Annotated in this window: 23 protein-coding genes; 16 read left to right on the forward strand and 7 right to left on the reverse strand. The window is 72.6% G+C overall.

The features are described 5' to 3' along the window. Nucleotides 1-263: 263 nt before the first annotated feature. Nucleotides 264-3,989, reverse strand: coding sequence for a HAMP domain-containing protein (locus LQ326_RS02850; protein WP_234532011.1), 3,726 nt, complete (start codon nucleotides 3,987-3,989; stop codon nucleotides 264-266). Nucleotides 3,990-4,291: 302 nt separating this feature from the next. Then, on the reverse strand, nucleotides 4,292-4,672 hold the full coding sequence (locus LQ326_RS02855; RefSeq protein WP_234532012.1) for an STAS domain-containing protein: 381 nt from the start codon (nucleotides 4,670-4,672) through the stop codon (nucleotides 4,292-4,294). A gap of 209 nt (nucleotides 4,673-4,881) precedes the next feature. Between LQ326_RS02855 and LQ326_RS02860 the strand changes: the two genes are divergently transcribed. The 3 genes from LQ326_RS02860 to LQ326_RS02870 all read left to right on the forward strand — a co-directional run bounded on the left by LQ326_RS02860 (nucleotide 4,882) and on the right by LQ326_RS02870 (nucleotide 6,330). Beyond that, the gene (locus LQ326_RS02860) at nucleotides 4,882-5,367 is read left to right on the forward strand and encodes an ATP-binding protein (RefSeq protein ID WP_234532013.1); all 486 of its coding nucleotides are present in this window, start codon (nucleotides 4,882-4,884) and stop codon (nucleotides 5,365-5,367) included. Nucleotides 5,368-5,436: 69 nt separating this feature from the next. Then, nucleotides 5,437-5,664 (forward strand): DUF5133 domain-containing protein, encoded by a 228-nt coding sequence (locus LQ326_RS02865; RefSeq protein ID WP_234532014.1) that lies wholly within the window; start codon nucleotides 5,437-5,439, stop codon nucleotides 5,662-5,664. A gap of 141 nt (nucleotides 5,665-5,805) precedes the next feature. Next, complete coding sequence (locus LQ326_RS02870; RefSeq protein ID WP_234532015.1) at nucleotides 5,806-6,330, forward strand: MarR family winged helix-turn-helix transcriptional regulator; 525 nt, start codon at nucleotides 5,806-5,808, stop codon at nucleotides 6,328-6,330. Between the two features lie 96 nt (nucleotides 6,331-6,426). Here LQ326_RS02870 and LQ326_RS02875 read toward each other — a convergent pair whose 3' ends face one another. Then, on the reverse strand, nucleotides 6,427-7,599 hold the full coding sequence (locus LQ326_RS02875; RefSeq protein WP_234532016.1) for a PP2C family protein-serine/threonine phosphatase: 1,173 nt from the start codon (nucleotides 7,597-7,599) through the stop codon (nucleotides 6,427-6,429). 197 nt (nucleotides 7,600-7,796) lie between these two features. Between LQ326_RS02875 and LQ326_RS02880 the strand changes: the two genes are divergently transcribed. The 7 genes from LQ326_RS02880 (at nucleotide 7,797) to LQ326_RS02910 (ending at nucleotide 14,660) form a co-directional block, all read left to right on the forward strand. Next, complete coding sequence (locus tag LQ326_RS02880; RefSeq protein WP_234532820.1) at nucleotides 7,797-8,231, forward strand: MarR family transcriptional regulator; 435 nt, start codon at nucleotides 7,797-7,799, stop codon at nucleotides 8,229-8,231. A gap of 475 nt (nucleotides 8,232-8,706) precedes the next feature. Next, nucleotides 8,707-9,066 (forward strand): STAS domain-containing protein, encoded by a 360-nt coding sequence (locus tag LQ326_RS02885; RefSeq protein ID WP_234532017.1) that lies wholly within the window; start codon nucleotides 8,707-8,709, stop codon nucleotides 9,064-9,066. Between the two features lie 87 nt (nucleotides 9,067-9,153). After that, nucleotides 9,154-9,600, forward strand: a complete 447-nt coding sequence (locus LQ326_RS02890; RefSeq protein ID WP_234532019.1) for an ATP-binding protein — start codon at nucleotides 9,154-9,156, stop codon at nucleotides 9,598-9,600. Nucleotides 9,601-9,861: 261 nt separating this feature from the next. Further along, complete coding sequence (locus tag LQ326_RS02895) at nucleotides 9,862-10,446, forward strand: MarR family winged helix-turn-helix transcriptional regulator (protein ID WP_372496715.1); 585 nt, start codon at nucleotides 9,862-9,864, stop codon at nucleotides 10,444-10,446. Nucleotides 10,447-10,639: 193 nt separating this feature from the next. After that, nucleotides 10,640-12,778 (forward strand): MMPL family transporter, encoded by a 2,139-nt coding sequence (locus tag LQ326_RS02900; protein WP_234532020.1) that lies wholly within the window; start codon nucleotides 10,640-10,642, stop codon nucleotides 12,776-12,778. 124 nt (nucleotides 12,779-12,902) lie between these two features. Further along, nucleotides 12,903-13,499, forward strand: coding sequence for an RNA polymerase sigma factor (locus LQ326_RS02905; RefSeq protein WP_234532021.1), 597 nt, complete (start codon nucleotides 12,903-12,905; stop codon nucleotides 13,497-13,499). Between the two features lie 153 nt (nucleotides 13,500-13,652). Beyond that, entirely contained in the window at nucleotides 13,653-14,660 is a 1,008-nt protein-coding gene (locus tag LQ326_RS02910; RefSeq protein WP_234532023.1) for a MerR family transcriptional regulator, read from the forward strand. Between the two features lie 141 nt (nucleotides 14,661-14,801). Here LQ326_RS02910 and LQ326_RS02915 read toward each other — a convergent pair whose 3' ends face one another. Further along, nucleotides 14,802-16,175 carry a cryptochrome/photolyase family protein gene (locus LQ326_RS02915; protein ID WP_234532824.1) on the reverse strand — a complete coding sequence of 458 codons (1,374 nt, stop codon included), beginning with the start codon at nucleotides 16,173-16,175 and terminating at the stop codon, nucleotides 14,802-14,804. A 373-nt stretch (nucleotides 16,176-16,548) separates the two neighbouring features. Between LQ326_RS02915 and LQ326_RS02920 the strand changes: the two genes are divergently transcribed. The 4 genes from LQ326_RS02920 (at nucleotide 16,549) to LQ326_RS02935 (ending at nucleotide 21,220) form a co-directional block, all read left to right on the forward strand. After that, on the forward strand, nucleotides 16,549-17,799 hold the full coding sequence (locus tag LQ326_RS02920) for an NAD(P)/FAD-dependent oxidoreductase (protein ID WP_234532025.1): 1,251 nt from the start codon (nucleotides 16,549-16,551) through the stop codon (nucleotides 17,797-17,799). Nucleotides 17,800-18,067: 268 nt separating this feature from the next. Further along, nucleotides 18,068-18,991: an AraC family transcriptional regulator gene (locus LQ326_RS02925; RefSeq protein ID WP_234532027.1), complete on the forward strand. Its 924-nt coding sequence runs from the start codon at nucleotides 18,068-18,070 to the stop codon at nucleotides 18,989-18,991. Nucleotides 18,992-19,210: 219 nt separating this feature from the next. Beyond that, nucleotides 19,211-20,176: a quinone oxidoreductase family protein gene (locus LQ326_RS02930; RefSeq protein ID WP_234532029.1), complete on the forward strand. Its 966-nt coding sequence runs from the start codon at nucleotides 19,211-19,213 to the stop codon at nucleotides 20,174-20,176. A 351-nt stretch (nucleotides 20,177-20,527) separates the two neighbouring features. Next, a complete protein-coding gene (locus tag LQ326_RS02935) occupies nucleotides 20,528-21,220 on the forward strand; it encodes an alpha/beta fold hydrolase (RefSeq protein ID WP_234532031.1) in 693 nt (230 codons plus the stop codon). 129 nt (nucleotides 21,221-21,349) lie between these two features. Here LQ326_RS02935 and LQ326_RS02940 read toward each other — a convergent pair whose 3' ends face one another. From LQ326_RS02940 to LQ326_RS02950, 3 genes are read right to left on the reverse strand one after another with little or no spacing between them, the layout of a single operon-like run. Next, nucleotides 21,350-22,024 carry a 3-oxoacid CoA-transferase subunit B gene (locus tag LQ326_RS02940; protein ID WP_234532033.1) on the reverse strand — a complete coding sequence of 225 codons (675 nt, stop codon included), beginning with the start codon at nucleotides 22,022-22,024 and terminating at the stop codon, nucleotides 21,350-21,352. After that, nucleotides 22,021-22,692 carry a 3-oxoacid CoA-transferase subunit A gene (locus tag LQ326_RS02945; RefSeq protein WP_234532034.1) on the reverse strand — a complete coding sequence of 224 codons (672 nt, stop codon included), beginning with the start codon at nucleotides 22,690-22,692 and terminating at the stop codon, nucleotides 22,021-22,023. Before LQ326_RS02945 ends, LQ326_RS02940 begins: the two co-directional genes overlap by 4 nt. Beyond that, on the reverse strand, nucleotides 22,689-23,891 hold the full coding sequence (locus LQ326_RS02950) for a thiolase family protein (protein ID WP_234532036.1): 1,203 nt from the start codon (nucleotides 23,889-23,891) through the stop codon (nucleotides 22,689-22,691). Before LQ326_RS02950 ends, LQ326_RS02945 begins: the two co-directional genes overlap by 4 nt. Nucleotides 23,892-23,974: 83 nt before the next feature. Between LQ326_RS02950 and LQ326_RS02955 the strand changes: the two genes are divergently transcribed. Continuing rightward, the gene (locus LQ326_RS02955) at nucleotides 23,975-24,862 is read left to right on the forward strand and encodes a LysR substrate-binding domain-containing protein (RefSeq protein WP_234532038.1); all 888 of its coding nucleotides are present in this window, start codon (nucleotides 23,975-23,977) and stop codon (nucleotides 24,860-24,862) included. 29 nt (nucleotides 24,863-24,891) lie between these two features. Next, nucleotides 24,892-25,836: a helix-turn-helix domain-containing protein gene (locus tag LQ326_RS02960; protein WP_234532040.1), complete on the forward strand. Its 945-nt coding sequence runs from the start codon at nucleotides 24,892-24,894 to the stop codon at nucleotides 25,834-25,836. Nucleotides 25,837-25,840: the final 4 nt, after the last annotated feature.

Here is a 25,840-nt window from a genome sequence, read left to right on the forward strand (position 1 = left end):
GCCGCCAGCGCCGGCGGGGGGCCCGCCTGAGCCGACATCGACCGGTCCCGGGCCGGCCGGTCCGGTCTCCGACGGTCGGGTCTCTGACAGTCCGGTTTCCGACGGTCCGGTCTCCGATGGCAGGCGGTGGGCGGCCGCCGGGAGTCGCGCGCCCTCGGGTTCGGGCGGTTGACGGAGATCACTCACGGTCAGTCTGTTCCTCGGCTGGGACGCCCCGGGGCGTCACGCGGTCGGCTGGCGGCGGATACGGCCGTGACGCGCGGTCACCCGGGCAGCCAGCGCCGGACGCGGCCGATGAGGTCACCCGTGTCGACGGGTTTGGTGACGTAGTCGTTGGCACCCGAGGCAAGGCTCTTCTCCTGGTCGCCCGGCATGGCCTTCGCGGTGACGGCGATGATGGGCAGCTCGGCGTACTGCGGCATGGCGCGGATCTCCGTGGTGGCGGCGTAGCCGTCCATCTCCGGCATCATCACGTCCATCAGGACCAGGCAGATGTCGGGGTGCGCGAGCAGCATCTCGATGCCCTTGCGGCCGTTGTCGGCGTGCAGCACCTGGAAACCGTGCAGCTCCAGCACCCCGCTGAGGGCGAAGAGGTTACGGGCGTCGTCGTCGACCACCAGGATCGTCCGGCCCAGGAAGGCGTCGTCCACGACCTGCGCGGCCGGGTGGTGCGGTTCCTCGGCGCGCACCAGGGACAGCGCGTCGCCGGGCTGCTCGGCCGACAGGTGCAGCGTGATGCGCTCGCGCAGCTCGTCCAGGCTGGACAGGAAGTCCAGCGGACGGTCACCGGCCAGGGCCCGCAGTCCCTGCTCCTGGGCCAGATCCACCCGATGCCCGGTGTGCACCAGGACGGGCACGCTGGCCAGCGCCGAATCACCGCGCATGGCCTCCAGGAAGCCCGCACCCTCCTGGCCGGGCATGCCGAGTTCCAGGACGACACAGTGGCAGGCCTGCGCCGCCAGGGTGCTCGCCGCCTCCTGCGCCCCGACCGCGGTGATGATGTCGATCGCCCCGTGCGGATCGTCGGGGCCCTGCGCGATGTCCGCCACGGCCCGCTCGGCGACCAGTGTGAGCAGCCCGCGCGGCCGTTCCTCGATCACCAGCAGCCGGCGTCTGCGCGGCTCGGCGGCCGCCGTGGGCGCGGCCGGCGCACGCGGCGCCGACGGCTCCTCGGCGCCGGCCCCGTCCTGGGACTGTTCCACCGGCCGGACCCCGGCCTCCAGGAGTTCCTCGAAGTCGGCGCGCGCGACGGGCAGATACAGCGTGAACGTGCTGCCCTGACCGGGGGTGCTGTCGACCGTGACGGCACCGCCGAGCAGATGGGCGATCTCCCGGGTGATGGACAGGCCGAGCCCGGTGCCGCCGTACTTGCGGCTGGTGGTGCCGTCGGCCTGCTGGAACGCGCCGAAGACCGTCTCCAGCTGGTGCTGGGGGATGCCGATGCCGGTGTCGATGACCCGGAAGGCCACCACGGGGCCGCCGCGCTGGACCTCCGGCGGCACCTCGCGGTCGGCGGCCGGTTCGATCCGCAGCCGCACCCCGCCCTGCTCGGTGAACTTCACCGCGTTCGACAGCAGGTTGCGCAGGATCTGGCGCAGCCGGGAGTCGTCGGTGAGCAGGTCGGCGGGCGTTCCCGGCGCGGTGGCGACCGCGAAGTCCAGGCTCTTCTGGGAGGTCATGGGCCGGAACGTCGCCTCGACGTACTCCAGCAGCTGGCGCAGCGGGACCCGCTCCGGAGCGACGTCCATCTTGCCGGCCTCCACCTTGGACAGGTCGAGGATGTCGTTGATCAGCTGGAGCAGGTCCGAGCCCGCCGAGTGGATGATGCCCGCGTACTCGACCTGCTTGGGAGTGAGGTTGCGCGACGGGTTCTGTGCCAGCAACTGCGCGAGGATCAGCAGGCTGTTGAGCGGTGTGCGCAGCTCGTGGCTCATGTTGGCCAGGAACTCCGACTTGTACTTGGAGGCCAGCGCGAGCTGCTGCGCCCGGGTCTCCAGCTCCTGCCTGGCCTGCTCGATCTGGAGGTTCTTCGCCTCGATGTCGCGGTTCTGGTCGACCAGCAGGGACGCCTTCTCCTCCAGCTCCGCGTTGGAACGCTGCAGTTCCTCCTGCTGTACCTGCAACTCCTCGGACCGTGACTGCAGTTCGGCGGTCAGGCGCTGGGACTCCTCCAGCAGTTCGTCGGTGCGGGCGTTGGCCACGATGGTGTTGAGGTTGACGCCGATGGTCGGCATGAGCTGCGCCAGGAAGTCCTGGTGGATCTGGGTGAACCGGGTGAGCGAGGCCAGTTCGATGACGCCCAGGACCTGTCCCTCGACCACGATGGGCAGCACCACGAGGGCGCGGGGCAGCGCCTGCCCGAGGCCGGAGGAGATGGTGACGTAGCCCTCCGGGAGCTCGTCCACGGTGATGGGACGCCGGTTGCGCGCGGCCTGCCCGACCAGGGAGCGGCCGACCGGGATACGGGTCGGCCGCTCCGCGTCGTCCGGAGCCCCGTACGAGCCCACCAGCCGCAGTTCGTGCCCGCGCTCGGTGTCCTCCGCGAGGTAGAACGCGCCGTACTGGGCCGACACCAGCGGGGTCAGCTCGTCCATGACGAGTTCGGCCACGACGGGCAGCTCGCGGTGGCCCTGCATCAGACCGGAGATGCGGGCGAGGTTGGTCTTGAGCCAGTCCTGCTCCTGGTTGGCCCGGGTGGTCTCGCGCAGCGACCCCACCATGGCGTTGATGTTGTCCTTGAGCTCCGCGACCTCGCCGGAGGCCTCCACGGTGATCGAGCGGGTCAGGTCGCCCTCGGCGACGGCGCTGGCGACCTCCGCGATCGCGCGGACCTGCCGGGTGAGGTTCCCGGCCAGCTCGTTGACGTTCTCCGTCAGCCGCTTCCAGGTGCCCTCGACACCCTCCACCTCGGCCTGGCCGCCGAGCCGCCCCTCGCTGCCGACCTCGCGGGCGACGCGGGTGACCTCGGCGGCGAACGAGGACAGCTGGTCGACCATCGTGTTGATGGTGGTCTTCAGCTCCAGGATCTCGCCCCGGGCGTCGACGTCGATCTTCTTCGACAGGTCGCCGCCCGCCACCGCGGTGGCCACCTGGGCGACGTTGCGGACCTGCGCGGTGAGGTTGCCCGCCATGAAGTTCACGGAGTCCGTGAGGTCGCGCCAGGTGCCCTTGACGCCCTTGACGTCGGCCTGCCCGCCGAGGCGCCCTTCGGTGCCCACCTCCCGCGCCACCCGGGTGACTTCGTCGGCGAAGGCGGAGAGCTGGCCGACCATGGTGTTGATGGTGTTCTTGAGTTCGAGGATCTCGCCGCGGGCGTCGACGGTGATCTTCTGGGAGAGGTCGCCCTGCGCGACCGCGGTCGTCACCTGGGCGATGTTGCGGACCTGGGAGGTGAGGTTGCCGGCCATGAAATTGACCGAATCGGTGAGGTCGCGCCAGACACCGCCGACCCCGGGCACCTGGGCCTGGCCGCCGAGCCGCCCTTCGCTGCCGACCTCGCGGGCGACGCGGGTGACCTCGTCGGCGAAGGCGGAGAGCTGGTCGACCATCGTGTTGACGGTCTCCTTCAGCTGAAGGATCTCGCCGCGCGCGGGCACGTCGATCTTCTGGGAGAGGTCGCCCTTGGCCACCGCGGTGGCCACCTGGGCGATGTCGCGGACCTGCGTGGTGAGGTTGCCCGCCATGGCGTTGACCGACTCGGTCAGGTCCGCCCAGGTGCCGGAGACCCCCGGCACCTCGGCCTGACCGCCCAGCGTGCCCTCGGTGCCCACCTCGCGCGCGACCCGGGTCACCTCCGAGGTGAACACGGACAGCTGGTCGACCATGCCGTTGAACACCGTGGCGATGTCCCCGAGCAGACCCGATCCGTCGGACGGCAGGCGGGTGCCGAAGTCACCGTCGCGTACCGCCGTCAGCCCGGCGAGCAGTTGCCGGAGCTCCTGCTCGCGCGGGCCGCCCCGCACCTGGGCGTCCATCGCAGTGCCGGTCATCCCCACCCTCGTTCCGCTTCGCAGGCTCCCCGCGCCCCGAGGACCCGGGACCAGGCCGGCGCCGCGCGGCCCCACCACCGGTGGCGACGCCGTTCGACGGCTCCGGCCGACGGGAAATCGACCGCAGACTAACTCAGTTGTCGTGCGACAACAAAAGCCCGGCCGGAAAGCCGCGGCCCGCCGGAAAAGCACCGGAACAACCGGCATGACAAGGCGAAGGAGGGGTACCCGAACGAATTTCGCCCGCGGGTGGGACGGCGCCGACGCGGGAGCGGACCGCGCCGGTCAGGACGCCTCGGGCGTCACGCCGCGAGGGCCTCCTCGACGGTCGGGTGACAGGGGGTGACGGACTCGAGTCCCACCAGCCGCATGGTCCTCAGTACCGCGCCGTGGGCGCCCGCCAGCCGCAGCCATCCCCGCGCGGCCCGGGTGGCGTGGTGGGCGGCGACGAGCGCGTTGACCCCGCTGGAATCCATGAAGGTGACCCCGCTCAGGTCGACGACCACCCGGGCGCCGGAGCCGGTGGCGGGATCCACGGGAGGCATCCCCCGCGTCAGGGCGCCCACGCTCTGGTAGTCGATCTCGCCGCGGAGGCCGAGCACGACGATGCCGTCGACATCCGTGCGGACCACGGACAACTGGCCGCGTTCCACTGCTTCCTGGTTGCCTGCGTTGTCTGCCACTTCCGTCCCTCACACCCTCGGTCCGGGCTTGTGCCCCCTTCCTGTAGCCAACGCTGCCCCGTATTCCCGGGGTGATGCACCCGCCGCCCCGGCCGGCTTCCGGCGGCGCAGGCATACGGTCGCGAGTACCGGGTAGACGCGCGCCCATGAACGGGGTATCGCATGTCATCGGCAGGGCGGAGCCTGTCCCGCCCGAGGAGTGTTCCCGGATGCCGGATCCCGCACCTGCCGACGTCACCATCGCGCTGGACGGGGCGGCCGGCTGTATCGCCGGCGCGCGGGACCGGACGTGGCAGTTCCTGACCAGGGTCCAGTCCGACCACGGGCTGCCGGTCACCGCACGCACCATGGACCTGGCGCAGCTCGTGGTCAGCGAACTGGTCACCAACGCGCTGAAGTACGCGCCCGGACCGGTGCTGCTGCGCCTGCGCGTCGTCGACGGCATGGTGGAGATCGAGATCTGGGACAGCGAGCCCACGCTGCCGCTGGCCCGGGCCGCCGACGCCGGACGGGTGGGCCAGCACGGTCTGGAGATCGTGCTCGCGGTGGTGCAGGGCTTCGAGGCGCGCCGTGAGCCCGTGGGCAAGTGTGTCACCGCCCGGCTCGCGCTCTTCGACGATCCGCTGCTCGGTTTCGGCGGGCCGGCTCGTGGCGGGGGCCGGGCGGCCCCGGGCCACCGGCCGCCGAAGGAATGAAGCGCCCGGACCGGGGCAGCCGGGCCCTTGCGTGATCCACGTGAACCACTGACATGCAGGAGGCTTGCGATGCTCATGGCGCACCCCGCGGTGCTGACGGACCTGATCGAGCAGTACGAGGCGCTGCGCACCCTCCATGCTGACCAGGGCGACGAGACCGTACGCCGCCGGATGGCCGACATCGCCTACACGCTGTGTGTGGCGACCGGTACCAGTGACGTCGACGCCGCCCTCGTCGTGGCGCGGTACCGCCTGCCCGGCGCCCGCGTCGAGGACGACTCGCTGCTCTCCGCCTGACCGGCTGCCCGCGCGGGCGCACAGGGCCGTGCAGATGCTGTGGAGGCCGAGGACTCTGGGGGCTGGTCCGGCCGCCGGCCGGGTACCGCGAGGGAACGGGGGTGGTACCCGCATGCGGGCGATGTCTGAAGGCGATGCCTCGTGACTGGTCTGAACGGTTCCGGGGACGGCCCGTGGGGCGGGCCGCGGGACGGCCCCCTGGCGCTGGCCCGGACGATGGCCGACGCCGTGGAGAGCCTCGCGAACCTGTGGGAGGCCGCCGCGCAGGGCGCGAGTCCGCGGCTGTCACCGCACCAACTGCGCGCCCTGCAGACCCTGGAACGGGATCCGGGACTCAACCTGACCGCTCTGGCCGGGGCCATGGACATCGGGCCGCCCACCGCCAGCCGGCTCTGCGACCGGCTGGAGGCCGCCGGTCTGCTGGAGCGGGAGTCGCATCCGCGCAACCGGCGTGTGGTGCGACTGCGCCTGACCAGGCAGGGCCGGCAGGCGCTCGAGGAAGTGGCGTGGCGCCGGTCACGGAGACTGGCCGCCGTGCTCGGCGCCATGGAACCGGCCGGGCGGGAGGCCCTCGGCCGAGGTCTTCAGGGGTTCCTCGACGCGCAGGACGCCGGGACGGGGAAACGGGAGGCCGGCACGGGAAAAGAGGACGGCACCGGATCCTGACGTGCCGTACCGTGCCGGCCGCGACGAGACGGCCGTACCCCCACGGCGCCACCCCGCACCGCCGGCCTGGGCTCTCCCGGGCCGGCGGCTGTCAGGTCACGACGGCTGCCGCCCCCGCCAGTCCAGGCAGACGACCAACGCGTCGTCCTCCGCCGCGGTGGCCTCGCCGCGGTGACCGGCCAGCTCGCGCAGCACGGCGCGCGGCACCTCGGCGGCGGGCAGCAGCCGAGTGGACTGGATGGCCCGGGCGAGCGCCCGCTCCCCGTATGCCTCGCCCTTGGGCGAGTGGACCGCGTGGACACCGTCGCTGACGAAGATGAGCCGGTCCCCGGGTTCGACGGTGAAGTCCTGCGCCACGTAGTCCGTCTCCTCGAACATGCCCAGCGGCAGCTGGGCTTCGAAGGGCACGTGCTCGACGGTGCCGCCGCGCAGCCGCAGCAACCGCGGGGAGCCGGCGTCCACGACGCTCGCCCGGCCGGTCGCCAGGTCGAGGTCCAGCATCAGGACGGACAGGTAGCTGCGGCCCTGGTAGTGGGCGTAGACGGCCTGGTCGGCCAGGGCCGCCTGGTCCGCGATGGGGATGCCGGCGCGCCGGGCGTTGCGCAGGGCGTTGACGGCGAGGCTGGTCAGCAGGGCGGCCTCTATCCCCTCGCCCATGCCGTTCGTGACGTACACCATCAGCCGGTCGGCCGTGGCGGACCAGTCGAAGTTGTCGCCGAAGACGGCATAGGCCGGCTCCAGTTGGCAGGCCAGGTCGTACTCGGGCCGGGAACAGGAGCGGCCGGGGAGCAGGTGCCACTGCATCTCCGCGGCCAGGGTGAGCCGGTCCTTGCGCCGGGCCTGGAGATACAGGTCCGTGTCGCGCTCGGCCACCACCACCTCGTGCGCCAGCGCGTCGGCGAGCTCGGCGAGTTCCGGGACGCAGTCGGGCGCCGCCTCGCCGTCCCGCAGCGTCACGGACAGCACGCCGAGCCGGTCGCCGCGCACGCTCACCGGCAGATGGACCCGTGCCGGCCGGCCCCGGCCGTCCTCGCGGTAAGGCACCTGGGAGCCGAAGGCCCGGCCGGCCGGGCTGCCGTGCACCGGGACCGATGCCAGGTCGTGCGCCGCTCCCGACACCGGCTGAAGCACGGTCAGGCCGTAGTCGGCCATGAACAGCTCGACGTCCTTCACGTCGTATCGCTCGCTCAGCACGACGCGGACGGCGTCCAGCAATTCGTGGGGAGCCGCTGTGCGCAGGGCGTGTTCGGCGGTCTTGAATCTGTTCACGACGGTGAGTGCACCATTCCTTCTCCTGACGAGGTGGGGGTCCGGCCGAGGCCGGGCTCCGCGAAGAGCCGCGTCTGTCGTCCCGGGGGTCCATGGCCGGCGTCGGCTGCTAGTAGGCTGAGAAGCGCCCCAGTGCCTGCGAGAGTGTGACCGTGACTGCCTTCCGCCGCCGCCCAGAGCCCGACGAGGTCGCACGCGTGACCACGCGGGCCGTCGAGCTGCTGGAGGTCGTCTGGGGGCGGGCCTCGACCGCGCCCACCTCCGCCTCCCAGCTGCGGGTGCTGCACATCCTCGAGCACCACGACGGCATCAATCTGCGCACCCTCGCCGAGTTCCTCGCCTCCACCCCTCCGTCAACCAGCCGGCTGTGTGACCGGCTGCAGGCCGCGGGCTTCGTGGAGCGCGTGGCGAGCCCGGAGGACCGGCGCGAGGTACGGCTCCATCTCAGCGCCCGGGGGCGCTTCTTCCTCGCCGATCTGCGCGCCCGCCGGGAGAGCGAGTTGCAGAAGGTGCTGGCCGACATGCCCGTTGCCAAGCGTGTCGCCCTGCTGGAGGGCCTGGAGGCGTTCTGCGCGACCGCGGCCACGCAGATACCCGACGAGGCTCCGGACTCCGGCAGCCGGACCGCCTGAAAGAGCGTTCACGGCACCGGTGCCCCCCACCGTTTCACGACGGTGGCGGGCGGCGCTCGGAGCGGTTCTCCGCCCACCGGATCATTACAGGTCCTTCCCCGTGTACGTCCGACGCGGCTACTCTCTTGCCTCATGGCTATTGTTGTCAAACGGCAACTGTTCTTCGGATTGCCCTCACATCCCTCGGCCACCTCCTGTCGGCACGGCCGGCGGTGACCGTGCCGTACGTCTCGAACGCCACCGCCCCGGAAGTGACCGCAAGGGTGTCCCGGCCCACGACCGTGGCGGCCGGCCACGCACCGCCCTCGGACGGTGGCGTGCGCCTGCCGGCGAGTCTCGCAGCCATCCGTATACCCCCCGGGACGGACCGCATGACGATCCCCGCCCCGCCCGTGGCGACGCCGGTGCGAGGCGGCCCGGCCGCGCGCTCCGGCCCCGTCCGTCCGTCCGGCACCGGTGACGTGAGGATGGCGCCATGCATTCGGCCCGCTGTCTGAGCGTGCGCGTCGACCGCCGTGAGCAGACCTTCGTGGTCACCGTGCGGGGCGAGGTCGACTACGACGACGCCGGTGAGTTCGAGCGGGCCTGGGACGCGGCCGACCGGGCGGCGATGCCCGTCACGGCGGTGGACCTCGCCGAGGTCACCTTCGCCGACAGCATGCTGCTCAACGCGCTGATCCGGGCCCGCCACCGCCACCAGGCCGACGGCAGGACCCTGGTGCTGGTAGGCCCCCTGCAGACCGCCGTCAGCCGGCTCCTGGAGATCAGCGGCACCCGGGAGCTGTTCACCGTCACCGACGCCCGTCCCGGCGGAGACGGCGCGGATTCCTCATGAAGAAGGCCGTCATGGGTAGTCGAACCCGGAATCAGCGGTACCCGGTGTGCACACACGACACGGACCACACCCGCCGGAGACACAGCCATGGCCGTCCCGAGCAGGAAGCAGGAAGCGGATGAAGAACCCCTTGCACGACCGGGCCGGTGCGGCGTTGCGTGGGGCGGAGCCCGCACGTCCGTCGCCGATGCGCGATGCGCGGTACGTGCCTTTCTGGCCCGTCACGGACTCCGTCCCGAGGACCGGCCGAGCCAGGATGCCCAGCTCGTGGTCAGCGAACTCGTCACCAACGCGGTGCGGCACGCACCCGGCCCGGCGGACCTGGTCCTGGAACTGCAGCCCGGCGCGGAACGCCTGCTGATCGCCGTCCGCGACTGTTCGCCGTCCCCGCCCGCCCTGCGCGAGGACGACCCGGCCCGGGTGGGCGGTCACGGCCTGCGTCTGGTCCGACGGCTGTGCAGCCAGGTGCGGACCGTTCCCGCACCACCGGGAAAACGGGTCGTGGCCCTCCTGGAGCTGCGCGGCGACAGGTAGCGGCCGGGCCCCTCGCCGGGGCCCTGCGGCAAGCCGGCAGAAGAGCATCCGGGGCCGCCGGTCTCTCGCGGCTCAGCCGCTCCGGGCGCTGCGTGACGGCGGCGCTCTCCTTCCCGAAGCGGCCGTCGGCCCTGGTCGCCGGGCACCGGGATCAGCCCGCCGTCGTCTCCTCGGCTCCGCCTCGCTTCGCGGTGTCCGGCCGCCGTACCGATGCCGATGCGCCCCGGTCGTGACCCGCAAGCACCCCGGTACGATGCGCCGGTGAGCACGGAGACGAGCGGTGGGCACCCGGCGCGGCGACGCGGAGGAACCGCGGGCGCGGCCCACGCGGCCCCGCACACCGTGGCCGCCGATCCCCCCGCCGCCGACGCCTCCGCCGGTGACCTCCCCGCCTTTCCGGGTGACCTGCCGGCCTTCGCGGTGCAGCTGCGCCGCATGCACGGTGAGGTCGGCCGGGTCATCCAGCAGTACGCGGCGCGGCAGAACCTGCACGCCACGGACGTGCAGGCGCTGGCCGCCATCCTCGACGCTCCCGAGCCGATGACCCCCACCAGGCTGCGTGCGCTGCTCGGCCTCACCTCGGGCGCGGTCACCGCCTGCGTCGACCGGCTGGAGCGTGCCGGACACGTCCGCCGGGTGCGCGAGGACAGCGACCGCAGGGTGGTGCACCTGTACTACGCGGCCGACGCGCGCGCCGCCGCCCGTACCCACTTCCGCCCGCTCGCCGACGCGTTGCGCCGGGCCGGAGCGGACTTCGACGACCACGAGCTGGCCGTGGCCCTGCGCTTCCTGACCGCGCTGAACGACGCCCTCGCCCAGGTACCCGGGGAGCCCGTCGGCCGCTGAGGCGGCCGTCCGCACCGTGAGCGCCGGCAACGGAGAGCGGTGACAACCGAGAGCGGTGACACCTGCATCCGGACTGCCCGCGGCCGGAGAAGCAGTGGTGAGACAGCCCGGCGGTACACATAGCTCAATCATTGAGATTGTTTACCGTCGAGTTTTCTTCTGTCGCCCGCCCCGAGGAGCTCTGAGGAGTCACATGAGGCCCCCGCACCGCCGAACCCGTGGGCTCGTCCCGTTCGCTCTGATCGCCGTATGGCTGGTGGTCGGGGCCCTGCTGGGACCCTTCGCCGGACGACTCGGCGAAGTCGCCACCAACGACCAGGCCGCCTTCCTGCCGCGCAGCGCCGAGTCGACCCGCGTGCTGCGCGAGCAAGCCGCGTTCCAGCAGCGTGAGACCCTGCCGGTGATCGTGGTGTGGACCGCCGACGGCGGGCAGGACGTCAGCGGGCAGCGGCGGCCGGCCACCGCGGCGGTGGCCGCCCTCGCCGGCACACCCGGCACGGCCGGATCCCCCTCCCCGGCCCTGCCCTCGCGGGACCGTGCCGCACTCCAGGCCGTCGTGCCGCTGCGCCCCGATCTGGGCGACCGGCTCGCACCCACCCTGGAACGGGTGCGGGCGGCGGCCGAGAAGGTGCCCGGCACCCGGGTGCGGCTGGCCGGTCCGGCCGCGACCCAGGCCGACCTGGCGGACGCCTTCTCCGGCATCGACGGGGTGCTGCTCGCGGTCGCCCTGGCCGCCGTCCTCGTCATCCTGCTGCTGGTCTACCGCTCCTTGCTGCTGCCGCTCGCCGTCATCACCGGGGCGGTGTTCGCCCTGGGGCTGGCCTGTGCCGTCGTCTACGCGCTGGCCGACCACGGCCTGGTGCGCGTCGACGGTCAGATGCAGGGCATCCTCTCGATTCTCGTCATCGGCGCCGCGACGGACTACGCGCTGCTGGTCACCGCCCGCTGCCGGGAGGAACTGGCCGCGGGCCGGGACCGCTACGCCGCCGCCCGCGCCGCCGTGCGCCGCTCGGCTCCGGCCGTCCTCGCCAGCGCCGGTACCGTCGCCCTCGGTCTGCTCGCCCTGCTGCTGAGCGACCTCACCAACAACCGGGCCCTCGGTCCGGTCGGAGCCGTCGGGATCGTCTGCGCCGTGCTGAGCGCGCTCACCTTCCTGCCGGCCGTCCTGGCCCTCCTCGGCCGCCGCGCCTACTGGCCCGCCAGACCCGAGAGCGGGGCCGCTGCCACCGAACTGTGGCAGCGCGTGGCCCGCCTGGTCGACCGGGCGCCGCGCCGGGTGTGGGCGCTCGCCCTGACCGGACTGCTCGTCTGCTCGGCGGGCGCCCTCACCCTGGACCTGCGGGGCGTGCCGCTGGACGAGACGTTCGTACGGCACGTGCCGTCCGTCGCCGCCCAGCAGACCCTGGCCCGGCATTTCCCGGCCGGCGCGGGCACCCCCGTGGTGGTCCTCGCCGACGCGGCCTCCGGGGACCGCGTGCAGCGCACCGTGCGCGACACCGCCGGCGTCGCGGCGGTGACCGCGACCGGTGCCCAGGGCCGCCCGGCGGCGGATCCGCACGCGGTGGACGGCCGGGTCAGGTTCGAGGCGACCGCCGAGGCGGCTCCCGACACCCGGGCCGCCCGCGACACCGTGGCCCGGCTGCGCACCGCGCTGCACGCACTGCCCGGCGCGGACGCCCTCGTCGGCGGCTACACCGCGCAGCAGTACGACACCCTGCGCGCGGCCGAACGCGACCGCACCGTCATCGTCCCGGTGGTGCTCGCCGTCATCCTGACCATTCTCGTGCTGCTGCTGCGCTCCCTCGCTGTGCCGGTCCTGCTGGTGCTGACCGTGGCCCTCAACTTCACCGCGACCCTCGGCGTGGCAGCGCTGGTCTTCCACGGCCTGTTCGGCTTCAGCGGCACCGATCCGTCCGTGCCGCTGTACGGGTTCGTCTTCCTGGTCGCCCTCGGCGTCGACTACAACATCTTCCTGATGTCCCGGGTCCGCGAGGAGACCCTGCGGCACGGCACCCGCGAAGGTGTCCGGCGCGGGCTGGTCACCACCGGCGGGGTCATCACCTCCGCGGGGGTGGTGCTCGCCGCCACCTTCGCCGCGCTGGGTGTGATTCCGCTGGCGTTCCTGGTGCAGATCGCCTTCATCGTCGCCTTCGGCGTGCTGCTGGACACCCTGGTGGTGCGCTCCTTGCTGGTGCCGGCGCTCGTGCGGGACGCCGGGGACCGCGTGTGGTGGCCCACCCGGCCCGGCGCCGGGCCCGAGGCGCCGGACGGCCGCTCACTGGCTCAGGGCCGGCGCCGCCGGGCCGTCCTCCGGCGGGAGGGCGGCTCCTGACGGCCGCCGACCAGGCAGAGGGTCCCGGTGCGAGAATCGATGCAGATCCGATGCGACTTGAGGCCGCCGGGGTGCCGGGCGGACGGTGACGGGGAGGGAGCCAGCCCGCGCAAGGAGCAGCCGCATGACCGCGTTCGCCGTGACCGAAGTCCCGCCCGTGCCCGTGCCGGACCCGGAAGACGATCTGGCCCTGCGTTTCGCGGCAGGCGACGAGGGCGGCCTGGAGGCGGTCTACCGCCGCTGGGCTCCCCTCGTCCTGTCCCTCGCGCGGCAGTCGCTGGGCGACGGCGCGGAGGCCGAGGACGTCACCCAGACGGTGTTCCTCGCCGCCTGGCGCGGCCGCCACGGCTACCGTCCGGGCCGGGGGCCGCTGCCCGCCTGGCTCGTGGGCATCGCCCGGCGCAAGATCGCCGACGCGCTGTCCGCCCGCGCCCGGCGCGCGGACGCCGCCGCCGCGGCGGCGCGCGAGCCGGTCCGCTCGCCGGACCCGTCGTGCGCGCAGGACGCGGTGCTGAACCGCGTGGACGTCACCCGGGAACTGGGCCGCCTTCCCGAGGCCCAGCGGCGCGTGCTGTGCCTGGCCTTCTACGGTGACCTGACGCAGCCCCAGATCGCCCACGTCACCGGCTGGCCGCTGGGTACGGTCAAGAGTCATGCCCGGCGCGGCCTGCTGCGCCTGGGGCGGAGCCTGGACTTCGAGGCCGCGGAGCGAGCACGCTGACCGGCCGTTCGAGGGCGAGTCGAGCGTGGGAAGCCTGCTCCGGCTCGCCGGAGACCGGGAAGACGAGAGGACCAGGAAGACCAGGAAGACCAGGAAGACCAGGAAGACCAGGAGGATCAGGAAGATCAGAAGGAAGGGAATGTCCGAACCGCCGTGAACTCCGCCGCGCAGCCGTCGCCGAAGCCACCCGCCGTAGCGGGTGACGCCGGTCTGACCACGGGGGTGCTGGCCCGCCGCCTCGGTGTTTCCCCCATGACCCTGCGTTCATGGGACCGCCGCTACGGCATCGGGCCGACCGCACGCACCGAGGGCGGGCACCGCCGCTGGACGGCGGCGGACGTGGCGACGGTCGAGGAGATGTGCCGCCTGACCGCGACCGGCGTCCCGCCGGCCGATGCGGCCCGCGCCGCCCGTGCGTTCGCCGCCGGCCCGCTCCCCGCGGCGGACGTCGCCGCTGCTTCAGCACCCGCACCGCCCGCGGGGCGGTCGCGGGTCGCCGGTGCGCTGCCCCTCGGTGACGTGCGCCAGGAGTGCCGCGGGCTGGCACGCGCCGCCGTACGGCTGGACGCGCCGGCCCTCGACAAGCAGCTCACCGCCGCCGTCCAGCGCTACGGCGTCGTGGTCGCCTGGCAGGAGGTGATGGTTCCCACCCTGCACGCCGTGGGACGCCGCTGGGCCTCGTCCGAGGACCGGTACGTGGAGGTGGAGCACCTGCTCGCCTGGCATGTCTCCACCGTGCTGCGCCGCAGCGCGCCGCCCGCCGCCCCGGTGGCCGCCCCGGCGGCCGGCTGCGTCCTGCTCGCCTGCGTGCCGGGCGAACAGCACACGCTCCCCTTGGAGGCACTGCACGCGGCGCTCGCTCGTGAGGGTCTGCCGGTACGCATGCTGGGAGCCGCGGTGCCCTTCGAGGCGCTGGACGCGGCCGTGCGCCGGCTCGGCCCGGTCGCGGTCGTGCTGTGGGCCCAGGAGCGCGCGCGGGCGGCCCCTGCCCTGGCCCGGCACGTCGCCGGGCTGCGCTGGGGCATGAAGGGGGCGCGGCGCGGTCCGGCGGTGCTGCTGGGCGGCCCCGGCTGGAGCAGGTCTCAGCCGGACGGAGTGCTCAGGCCGGCCGGACTGGCGCAGGCGGTGGAAGCGCTGCGCGCGCTGTGCACCGCGGGGTGAGCGAATGGGCGTCTCCCCGTCCTTGCCCCGCCTTCCACCGCGGGCTGTCCTCGGCGGGGGACGCGGCGCCCCGCGCCGCACGGAATGCACGAGGCGTCGCGTGTGGTGCCGGCGGCCCGGCGAACGTCCCCCGCGCGGACTTCAGGAGCGCCCCCGGGCCCGCTTGAAGCGGGCCAGGCCCTCAGCCAGGGACACCACCGGCTCGGGGTAGCCGGTCCTCGCGCGCTCCAGCGCCGGAAGTTTCCACGGCTCGTGCACGACGGCCCCTGCCACGTCCGCCAGTTCCTCCACCCAGCGCCGCACATATGCTCCGTCCGGGTCGTACCGCCTGCCCTGGACGACGGGGTTGAGAACCCGGTTGGGCCGGGTGTCGGTGCCCGTGCCCGCCATCCACTGCCAGTTCAGCTGGTTGTTCGCCACGTCCCCGTCGACCAGCAGGTCCAGAAAGTGCCGGGCGCCCACCCGCCAGTCGACGTACAGCGTCTTGGTGAGGAAGCTCGCGGTCAGCAGCCGGCCCCGGTTGTGCATCCAGCCCTCGTGGCGCAGCTGCCGCATCGCCGCGTCCACCACCGGGTAGCCGGTGCGGCCCGCCCGCCACGCCTCGGCGTCCGCCTCCGCGTCCTTCCCGACGCGCCACCGGTCGCGGTGGGTGCGGTAGTCGCGTGCGGCGGCTTCGGGGCGGGCGGCGAGCACCTGGCGGTTGAAGTCGCGCCAGGCGATCTGCCGTACGAACGCCTCCGCGCCCGCGCCGCCGGCCCTGCGGGCCCGGTGCACCACCTCGACCGGTGACAGTGTGCCGAAGTGCAGGTGGGGGGAGAGCCGGGAGGTGGCGTCGCCCGCCAGGTCGTCGTGCCGTTCCTCGTAGGCGTCCACGCCGGAGCGCAGCCATGCGGCGAGCCTGCGCCGTCCCTCCGTCTCGCCGCCCGCGCACAGCCCCGGCGACACCCCGCTCACGCCGCCGCGTTCGGGCAGCGGGGCGGAGCCGACCTCCTGCGGCACGGTGACCGCGCGCGGCACGTCCAGCACGTCCCGCAGGGCCTGTACGGACCAGCGACGGTAGTACGGCGTGAACACCGCGAAGTGGTCGGAGGAGGCCGGTGTCACCGCGCCCGGCGCCACGGCGGTGCACACCGTGTCGTGCACGTACAGGCGCCGCCCGGCGGCCTCCAACGCCCGGCGCAGCCGCCGTTCGCGCGCGTGCGCGAAGGCGCTCACGTCGCCCGCCATGTGCACCTCGTCGGCGTCCGCCTCGGCGGCCACCCGGCACACCTCCGTGACCGTGTCGCCCTCGCGCAGCACCAGCCGGCCGCCCCGCTCCCGCAGCCGTGCGTCCAGGTCCCGCAGGCAGTCGGCGAGAAACGCGAGCCGGTTCGGCGCGGCGAAGCCCGCTCCGTCCACGGACCGGTCACGCACGAACAGGGGCACCACCCGGCCTCCTCCGTGCAGGGCCGCGCGCAGCGGCGGGTGGTCCGACAGGCGCAGATCGCAGGTGAAGACGACGACCGAGGTCTGCATAGGGCTCACTTCCGCTTCGGGTGGGGTCACTCTCGGATGGTTTCGGCCCGTCGGCCGGTGCCGGATGCGGCCGGTCGCCGACAGTCCCCCGTTCGGGTGCGAGCGCATCCGCGGTGGCGCCCGACGGGGAAGCACTTCGGGGAAGGCGTCGGGCGCCGGTGCGTGAGGCGGCGTCGCCACCTGGCCGACGGTCCGCGCGTAATCCGTCGGGCGCTCGGGCGCGCCGCCCCGAGCCCCCGGCCGGGCGTACGAGGGCTTGCGGGCGGCGTGGCGAGTGACGCACCTCCGGGACGGCCGGTGGCGCCCGGCGCGGCGGGCGCCACCGGGTGACAGGGCGACAGGGCGGCAGGCCCTTGAGGAGCGAGGAGAGGTGGTGACCGTGGCGGACGGATCCGTGGTCGCGGACGTCGTCGTGGTGGGTGCCGGGGTGGCCGGGCTGGCATGTGCCCGCGACCTCGCCGCCGCCGGGCTCCGCGTGCGGGTGCTGGAGGCGGGCGACGCGGTGGGCGGGCGGATGCGGACCGACCGCCTGGACGGCTTCACGGTGGACCGCGGCTTCCAGGTCGTCAACCCGGCCTACCCGCAGTTGCGCCGCCGTCTGCCCGCCCGCTTCCTCGACCCGCGCCCCTTCCTGCCGGGCGTCCTGGTGCACACCGGTGACCGGCGGGTGCTGCTGGCCGACCCGCGCCGCCGCCCCGACGCGGTGGCGTCGCTGCTGTCCGGGCGGTTCGCCCGGCCGCGCGACCTGGCGGCCCTGGCCGTGCTCGGCGCCCGCGACGCCCTCGCCCCGGCCCGCATGCTCAAGCAGGCGCCCGAACGCACCACCCGCGCCGCCCTGGCCGACGCCGGCTTCTCCGCTCCGTTCACGGAGGGCTTCTTCCGGCCGTTCCTCTCCGGCGTCTTCCTGGAGGACTCGCTGGAGACCTCCAGCCGGGTGTTCCACCTGGTGTGGCGCAGCATGCTGCGCGGTGCGCTGTGCCTGCCGGCCTTCGGGGTGCAGTGCGTCCCGCGCGCCCTGGCCGCGGCCCTGCCCGAGGGCACCGTGCGGCTCGGCACACCCGTGGCCCGGCTCGCCGGCCGGGGGGTGGTCACGGCAGACGGTACGGAGCTGCCGGCGCGTGCCGTCGTCGTGGCGACCGGGGCCGGCGCCGCCGCGCGGCTGCTGCCCGGCCTGGCCGTCCCCGGCCACCGCACGGTCACCACGTACTACCACGTCGCCCCGCGCTCCCCACTGGGTTCTCCCGTCCTGCTGGTCGACACCCGCCGCCGCGTACTGAACACCTGTGTCCTCAGCGACGTCGCGCCCGAGTACGCCCCGCGCGGCAGCGCCCTCGTCGCCACCTCGGTGCTGGGCGGCGGCACCGAGCCGGTGCGGGCGGCCGTGGTCGCGGCCCTGTCCGAGATGTACGGTGCCGACGCCGGCGCCTGGGACCTGCTGGTCGCGCGCACCGTGGAGAACGCGCTGCCCGCCATGCCGCCGCCCTGGCCGCTGACCCGGACCTGCCGCACCGGGCCCGGCCGCTACGTCTGCGGGGACCACCGCGGCACGGGTTCCGTCCAGGGCGCGCTGGCCTCCGGCGCGCGGGCGGCCCGCGAGGTACTGGAGGACTTCGGCGGAAGCTGAGCGCGAAACGCGGCTCTCACCGTATCGCGTGTTCCCTCTCAGTCCCTCGTACCGAATTCCTCATGGGTACTTCTGGCTGGCTCCCGGATGAGTTCGGACGACGGCGCACACATCGTGGAGCCCCGCGCATTGTCCGACTGATTTCTCCCGCTCAGGTCTTCCGTCGGATCGCCGGGAGTCGCTACTGGCATATCCTGTCCGACTGTCCCTGCCCACCTCCTTCGAAGTCTCATCGCCGAGGCTCCGCCGCACGCCGACAAGGGAACCGATGGACCCCCTCAACGATGTCCTCGCACTTCTGGACATGCGCAGCGCCGACTTCGCGCGCTTGGAAGCGGTAGGTGCGTGGGGGATCTCCTTCGCCGGATATCGGCACATCAAACTGGGAGCCGTCCTGGAGGGCGCGTGCTGGGTGGAGACCGAAGGAGCCTCGCCCGTCCGAGCGGTGGAAGGCGACTGCTATCTGCTGGGCAACGGGCGTCCGTACCGTCTCTCCAGCGATCCCGCGGTCCCGGCACAACCGAGCGGTGACGTCTTCGCCGGCTTCAGGGAAGGCGACACCGTTCGTGTCGGGCCTTCGGACAGCCTCGTGGACTCGGTTGTCGCCGGTTGCGGGTTTCACCTGGACGCCGCGAACGCGGCGGTCCTCCTCGATGTGCTGCCGCCACTGGTGCACGTTCCGGCGGAATCGGACCAAGCCGGAGCCATCCGCACCGCGCTGAGCATGCTCCGTCAGGAGACCGCCGTCCCGAAGATCGGCAGTCTCCTGATCGTCGAACGGCTGGCGCACATCGTTCTCGTTCAGGTGCTGCGCAGTTACGTCGAGGCCCAGGGCCCCACCGGCCGGGCATGGTTGACCGCTCTGGCCGATCCCGCCATCGGCACCGCGCTCTCCCTCATGCATCAATTCCCCGCCCGCCCGTGGACCGTGCCCGAACTGGCGGCCAGATCAGGTATGTCGCGATCGCACTTCGCGGCCCGGTTCAGCGACCTCGTCGGCACCCCGCCTCTCGAGTACCTCGCCACCTGGCGGATCCGCTCGGCGGCACGGGAACTGCGCACCGGCAACCCCACGGTCGCCGCTCTCGCGGCGCGCTACGGCTACGGTTCGGAAAGCGCCTTCAGCCACGCGTTCAAACGCGTCATCGGCATGGCCCCGGGCCGTTATCACAGGCAAGCCCGGTTGCCGTGACTTCCCGCCCGCGAAGGACTCCCGCGGGCGGGACGGTGAGCGGCGGCAACGATTTTCCTGAACATGCTTGTTCCTCCGGAATTCGTGTCCGTACGTCCGTATATCTGATTCGGCGGACGGAATCGGTGAGGAAGGTGTCGGCGTCGTGTGATGCTGATGCCGGAAGAACGAGCAAAAGGGATGATCGCGAAGATGTTTTCTGGTCGAGCATGGCGTCTGGTGAGATTCGGCGCACCGGCGGACTCCGTCGAACTCCAGCGGATGACCTGGCCCGAGCCCGCACCGGGGCAGGTGCTGATACGCGTGCACGCGGCCGGGGCCGGATATCCGGACGCGATGATGGCCGCAGGTCATTTCCCGCTGATGGGGGATCCGCCCTTCGGCCTCGGCGAAGAGGCCGCCGGGGAGGTCGTCGCCGTGCCGTCAGGCTCACGGTTCTCCGTCGGTGACCAAGTGACCGGCATCACCGGGTTTCTCGACGGCTGGGGAGGATACGCCGAGTACACGTATCTCCGCGAGGAATCCACCATCCGGATCCCAGCGGGGATGACCACCGAGCAGGCGGGCGGATTCCCGATCGCGTTCCGCACGGCGTACGCGGGGCTGGTGGACCGAGCGCCGATCGAAGCCGGGGAGGTGCTGCTGGTGCTGGGTGCCGCCGGCAGCAGCGGCGGTGCCGCTCTGCAGCTCGGCAAAGCGCTCGGGGCGACGGTGATCGCTGTCGCCGGGAGCCAGGAGAAGCTGGACTTCTGCAAGCGCCATGGTGCCGACCACGTCCTGAACCACCGGTCCGGTGATCTGCCGGCCCGCGTCGCGGACATCACCGGTGGCCGCGGAGCGGACGTCGTCTTCGACCCGGTGGGCGGCGAGACGGCCGCTGCCGCGCTGGCGGCGATCGCGCGCAACGGGCGAGTGGTGCTCATCGGCGTGGCGAGTGGGAAGCCGGTGCCACTGGACTCCATGGACATGCTGCTCCGCAACTACTCGGCCGTGGGTGTCCTCGCCACCCCTGGCAGCCCGGCAGCGGAAGCAGTCGTCTGGCAGCGTCTGGCGGACCTGGCGGACAGGGGTGCGCTGAGCACACCGGTGGGCCGCGTGTACGACTTCCGGGAGGTGCCCGAGATGATCTCCCGGCAGACGGCCCCGGCCCCGGGAAAGACCGTCGTGCGGATCACCTCGGAGTGACGGCGTCCTGCCCGGCAGGCAGTCGTCGGACGCGCATCGCAGGTGGGGCGGGCGGGTGGCGTCGTTCCGCACTGCCGTGTCCGGCTCCTGGCGGGCTGCCCGAGCGTGTGCGGACCGCAGGGCGGCCCCTGGTGGATCGCCGCCGGTCGGCCGGTACGCACGCACATGTGGTGCGGACTCCTGAGCATGTACGGAGCACACGTGGCCCTCTAGCGTGGCCAGTGCTGGAAGGATGCCGCCCCATGTGGCGCAGCATTCGCTTCGTGAAGCCTGCCGGGCGATGACTGACGCGGATCCTTTCGGCCGGATTCATGGAATTCGTCAGGTAATAGCGACCCGAGGGGACGACGCATGTCTGCTGACACCTACAGTCAGCCCACCATCCTGCTGGTACACGGGGCCTGGCACGGTGCCTGGTGCTGGGAGAAGCTGGTCCCCGAACTCGAGTCGCGGGGGTGGGACGTCGCGACGGTCGACCTTCCGAGCGCGTCGGCACAGGCCGAGCAGACCGCGGGCATGTACGACGACGCTCGCGTCATCCGCGAGACGCTCTCGGCGATCCCCGGGCCCGTGGCCGTTGTCGCGCACTCCTACGGCGGGATCCCCGCGACGGAGGCGGCCGCCGCCGCGGACAACGTCTCCCACCTGGTGTACCTGGCCGCGTTCCAGTTCGAGGAAGGCGACTCGCTGGCCGGCCAGTCCGGCGGTGCCCTTCCGGCCGGCGACACCGGCACCCTGCCCCCGGATCCCGGGCACCGGGAGTACTTCTACAACGGGGTGACGGACGACGACGCGGCCTGGGCGGCCGAGCGGCTCGTGCCGCAGAGCATCAGGTCGTTCAGCGAGCCGTTGACCGCCACGTCCTGGAAGGACGTGGAATCCCGTTACATCGTCTGTGAGTCGGACAACGCGATCCCGCCGGCATTCCAGCAGGGAATGGCGGCGCGGGCGGGCAGGACCTATCAGCTGCCGTCGGGGCACTCGGCGTTCTTGTCGATGCCGGCCGAGCTGGCGGAGACGATCGCTGTCGCGATCCTGGACTGAACCGGGGGAACGCCCCCAGCCGCCGCACTCGACCGCTTCGTGGCCGGGGCCGGTGTGCGGCGGCGGGGAGGCGTTCCAAGGCCGGGCCGGCCTGTCCGCTGTCGAGCGGGCCGCCGCGGCTCAGGCGGGCTACCGAGGCGATCCGGTGAGGAGCGGCAGGCCCAGCCGGTCGGCGAGGTCGTGCACCTCGATGCCGAAGGTCTGCCGCACGCTCACACCGTGCTCGGTGATGTCGAACACCGCCAGGTCCGTGTAGACGCGGTTCACGCAGGCGAGCCCGGTGAGCGGGTAACTGCACTCGGACACCAGCTTGGGCGTTCCGTCCCGGGCGAAAAGGTCCATCATCACGAAGACCTGCTTCGCGCCGATCGCCAGATCCATGGCCCCGCCCACCGCCGGGATGGCGTCGGGGGCGCCGGTGTGCCAATTGGCCAGGTCACCGCGTGCGGAGACCTGGAAGGCGCCGAGCACGCAGATGTCGAGGTGGCCGCCGCGCATCATCGCGAAGGAGTCGGCGTGGTGGAAATAGGCGGCACCGGGCAGTTCGGTGACGGGGACCTTGCCGGCGTTGGTCAGGTCCGGGTCGATCTCGTCCCCGTGGGCGGCGGGTCCCATGTTGAGCATGCCGTTCTCGGTGTGCAGAACGACGCCGGCGGTGGGGGAGAGATGGTCGGCGACCAGGGTCGGCTGGCCGATACCGAGGTTGACGTAGGAGCCGTGCGGGATGTCGCGAGCGATCAGCGCGGCGATGTCGTGCTTGCTCAGCGGGCCCTGCCCAGGTGCCCGGGAAGATGTGTGGCTCATGCGTGATCAGCCACCTTGACCACACGGTCGACGTAGATGCCCGGCGTCACGACGGTCTCCGGGTCGATCGCGCCGGTCTCGACGGTCTCGCGGACCTGGACGACCACGGTGGTGGCCGCGGTGGCCATCACGGGCCCGAAGTTCCGGGCGGTCTTGCGGTAGACCAGGTTGCCCATTCCGTCGGCCCGGTGGGCGCTGATCAGTGCGACGTCTCCGTTGATGGGGTACTCCAGTACGTGAAGGCGGCCGTTGATCTCGCGTGTCTCCTTGCCCTCGGCGAGCAGGGTGCCGGCGCCGGTGGGGCAGAAGAACGCGCCGATACCGGCTCCGGCCGCCCTGAGCCGTTCCGCGAGGGTGCCCTGCGGAACGACCTCGAGTTCGACCTTTCCGGCCCGGTACAGACCGTCGAACACCCACGAGTCGGCCTGGCGGGGGAAGGAACAGATCACCTTGCGGACCCGCCCCTCGGCAAGCAGCGCGGCGAGGCCGGTGTCGCCGTTGCCGGCGTTGTTGGAGACGACGGTGAGGTCCTTGGCGCCCTGCCGGATCAGGGCGTCTATCAGTGCCACGGGCATACCGGCCATGCCGAAGCCCCCGACGAGCACAGTCGAGCCGTCGCGGACACCCGCGACCGCGTCGTCGGCGTCGGCGCACAGCCGCGCGGTCATCGGCTGCTCCCGGCGACGTTCTCCAGCACGACGGCCAGCGCCTGGCCGACGCCGATGCAGACGGCCGCGACCCCCCACCGCTGCCCGGATTCCTGCAGACGGCGGGCGAGAGTCCCCAGCAGCCTGCCTCCGGACGCGCCCAGGGGGTGGCCGAGGGCGATGGCTCCGCCCTTCGTGTTGACGATCTGCGGATCGACGTCCCAGGCGTCGATGCACGCGAGCGCCTGGACGGCGAAGGCCTCGTTGAGTTCGACGGCGGCGACGTCGGACCAGGAGACGCCGGCACGCTTGAGTGCCCTGTTCGCCGCCTCGACGGGGGCGAAGCCGAACATCTGCGGGTCCAGCGCGGACACGCCGCGGCCCGCGACGCGGGCGAGGGGAGCGCTGCCGATGCGGTCCGCGGCGGAGTCCGAGCCGAGCAGCACCGCCGAGGCGCCGTCGCTCAGCGGAGAGGCGTTGCCCGCGGTGATGACGCCGTCGGTGCGGAAGGACGGCTTGAGCGCGGCGAGCTTCTCCGTGGAGGACCCCGGCCGGATTCCCTCGTCCCGCTGCAGAACGGTGCCGTCCGCGTGGGTGACGGGGACGACCAGGCCGTCGTAGAAACCCTCGTTCCAGGCCTCGTCGGCGAGACGGTGGGAGCGGACGGCGAACTCGTCCTGGCGCTCGCGGGAGATCGCGAAACGGTCGGCCAGCTGCTCGTTGGCCTCGCCCAGGGAGACCGTCCACTCCTTGGGCATGCGCTCGTTGACCAGGCGCCATCCGAGCGTCGTGGACACCGCGGCCGTGTCCCCGGCCGGGAAGGCGCGCTCGGGCTTGGGCAGCACCCAGGGCGCCCGGGTCATCGACTCGACGCCGCCGGTGAGGACGATGTCCATGTCGCCGCTCTCGATGGCGCGCGAGGCGATGAGGGCGGCGTCCAGGGACGATCCGCACAGGCGGTTGACGGTCGTGGCGGGCACCGAGGTGGGAAGTCCCGCGAGCAGGGTGGCCATCCTGCCGACATTGCGGTTGTCCTCGCCGGCGCCGTTGGCGTTGCCCCAGACGACGTCGTCGATCTCCGCCGGATCCAGGTCCGGCACGGTGGCCAGCGTTCCGCTGATGATGTGGGCCGCGAGGTCGTCGGGCCGGACCCGGGCGAGCGCGCCCGAGAACCGTCCGAAGGGAGTCCGGGCCGCCGAATAGAGGTAACTGTCGCTCACATCGTCACCTTATGAGCCCATCCGACAGCCAGTCCAAGACCTAATGACGATCGTTTGATAACGGTGGCTTATAAAATGAGCTGATGATGGAGCTACGGCAGATCCGCTACTTCCTGGCACTGGCAGAGGAATGCCACTTCGGCCGTGCGGCCGCCCGCCTGCACGTGGCGCAGCCCGCGCTCTCGCAGCAGATCAAACAGCTGGAGAAGGACCTGGGTGTCGCGCTTTTCGTCCGCTCCACCCGGCACGTGGCACTCACCGAGGCGGGCCGGCACCTCGTCGAGCACGCGCGCCTCCTGACCACCGAGGAGGAACGGGCCCGACGGCACATGACGGAACTGGCCACCGGCCGCGCGGGCCGCGTCTCCATCGGCTTCATCGGCACGGCCACCTACGACCTGCTGCCGCGGGTCGCACGTACGGTACACGCCCGACTACCGGGGATCACCATGGACCTCCGGGGCGAACTCCTCACCCCCGACCTGGTCGAAGGCCTGAGCGCCGGCACCTACGACCTTGCCGTCCTGCGCGGCACGGCCGGCCACGAGGACATCCGCACCACGCTGCTGCGCTCCGAATCGCTGGTGGCCGTGCTGCCTTCCCACCATCGGCTCGCGGACCGACGAAGCATCTCGCTGAAAGCCCTGGCCGGCGAACCCTTCGTCATCCACCCCGCTCGCTCCTCCATGTACGACCGGGTCCTGGCCGCGTGCCGGCGTGCCGGATTCCAGCCCTCCTCGCTGATGGAAGTCGGCGAGACGGCCACCCTGGTCGTCTTCGTGGCAGCGGGACACGGCGTCGCCCTCGTCCCCGCGTCGGTCCAGAGCCTCAGCCTCGGCAGCGTGGCCTACGTGCCGATCACCGAGGACGAATCCGTCGACCTGGTGCTCGCCGGCCGCGCCCGGGGCAGCACCCCCGCAGTCGAGCAGGTCTCCGCCGTGATCGAACGATGCGCCCACGACCCGGAGTAATCCGAGCGCCCGATGCCTACCCTGGGGGGATGACGAGCGGGATGACAGGGGTTCCGGCGCGCTTCAGTACCGCCGGTCTTCCCGAGGCCGAACGCATCGCCCTGTGGGAAGAGCACAACGCGACGGCCCTCATAGGGCTGCGCTGCCGTGCCCTGCAGGACACCGCCCTGGACGCGACGGAGATCAATCTGCAGCTCCCCAGGGTGCACGTGGCCAGGGTGAGCGGCAGCCCGCACGTCGTCGAGCGGCCCCGAGCGGAGATCCGCCGCGTCCCGTCGTACGCCGTGGCCTGCTACCTGACAGTGGCCGGCGACGCGTTCTTCTACCACGACGACGGCGTCCGGCTGCTGCATCCCGGGCAACTGCTCGTGTGCGACGCCGACCGGCCGTTCATGCGAGGTTTCTCGCACGGCCTGGAGGAGCTGGCGGTCAAGGTCCCCCACGACGTCTGGCGCGCCCTCGGCGGGCCGGCGTCCCTGCCGCAGCCGCTGGTCGTCGACGAGGGCGTCGCCCAGACCAGGACCCTCGCCACCCTGGCCGCCCAGGCGCTGCGCCCGGAGACCTCCGCCGGGGTGGACGAGGACGTCCTGCTGGACCTGCTCGCCGCCGTGGTGACCGGCCGGACACCGTCCCTCACAGCTGTCCATCTGACCGTCGCCAAGGCGTACATCGACGAGCACCTGACCGATCCGGCTCTCTCGGCGGGCCGCGTCGCCCGGGGAGTCGGAATCAGTGAGCGGCACCTCTCCCGGGTCTTCGCCTCGGGCGGGACGACCGTCCCCCAGTACCTCCTCCACCGTCGACTCGAGCGCGCCCGGACGCTGCTGCAGAGGGGAGGTGGGACGACCGTGGCCGAAGTCGCGGCGCGCTGCGGTTTCGGCTCGGCTTCCCACTTCTCCCACCGGTTCCGGCAGCACTTCGGACTGCGCGCCACCGACGTGCTCCGTCAGGCCCGGGCGCGGGCCGGAGACTGACGCC

The organism is Streptomyces shenzhenensis (assembly GCF_021462265.1).
Lineage (GTDB): Bacteria > Actinomycetota > Actinomycetes > Streptomycetales > Streptomycetaceae > Streptomyces > Streptomyces shenzhenensis.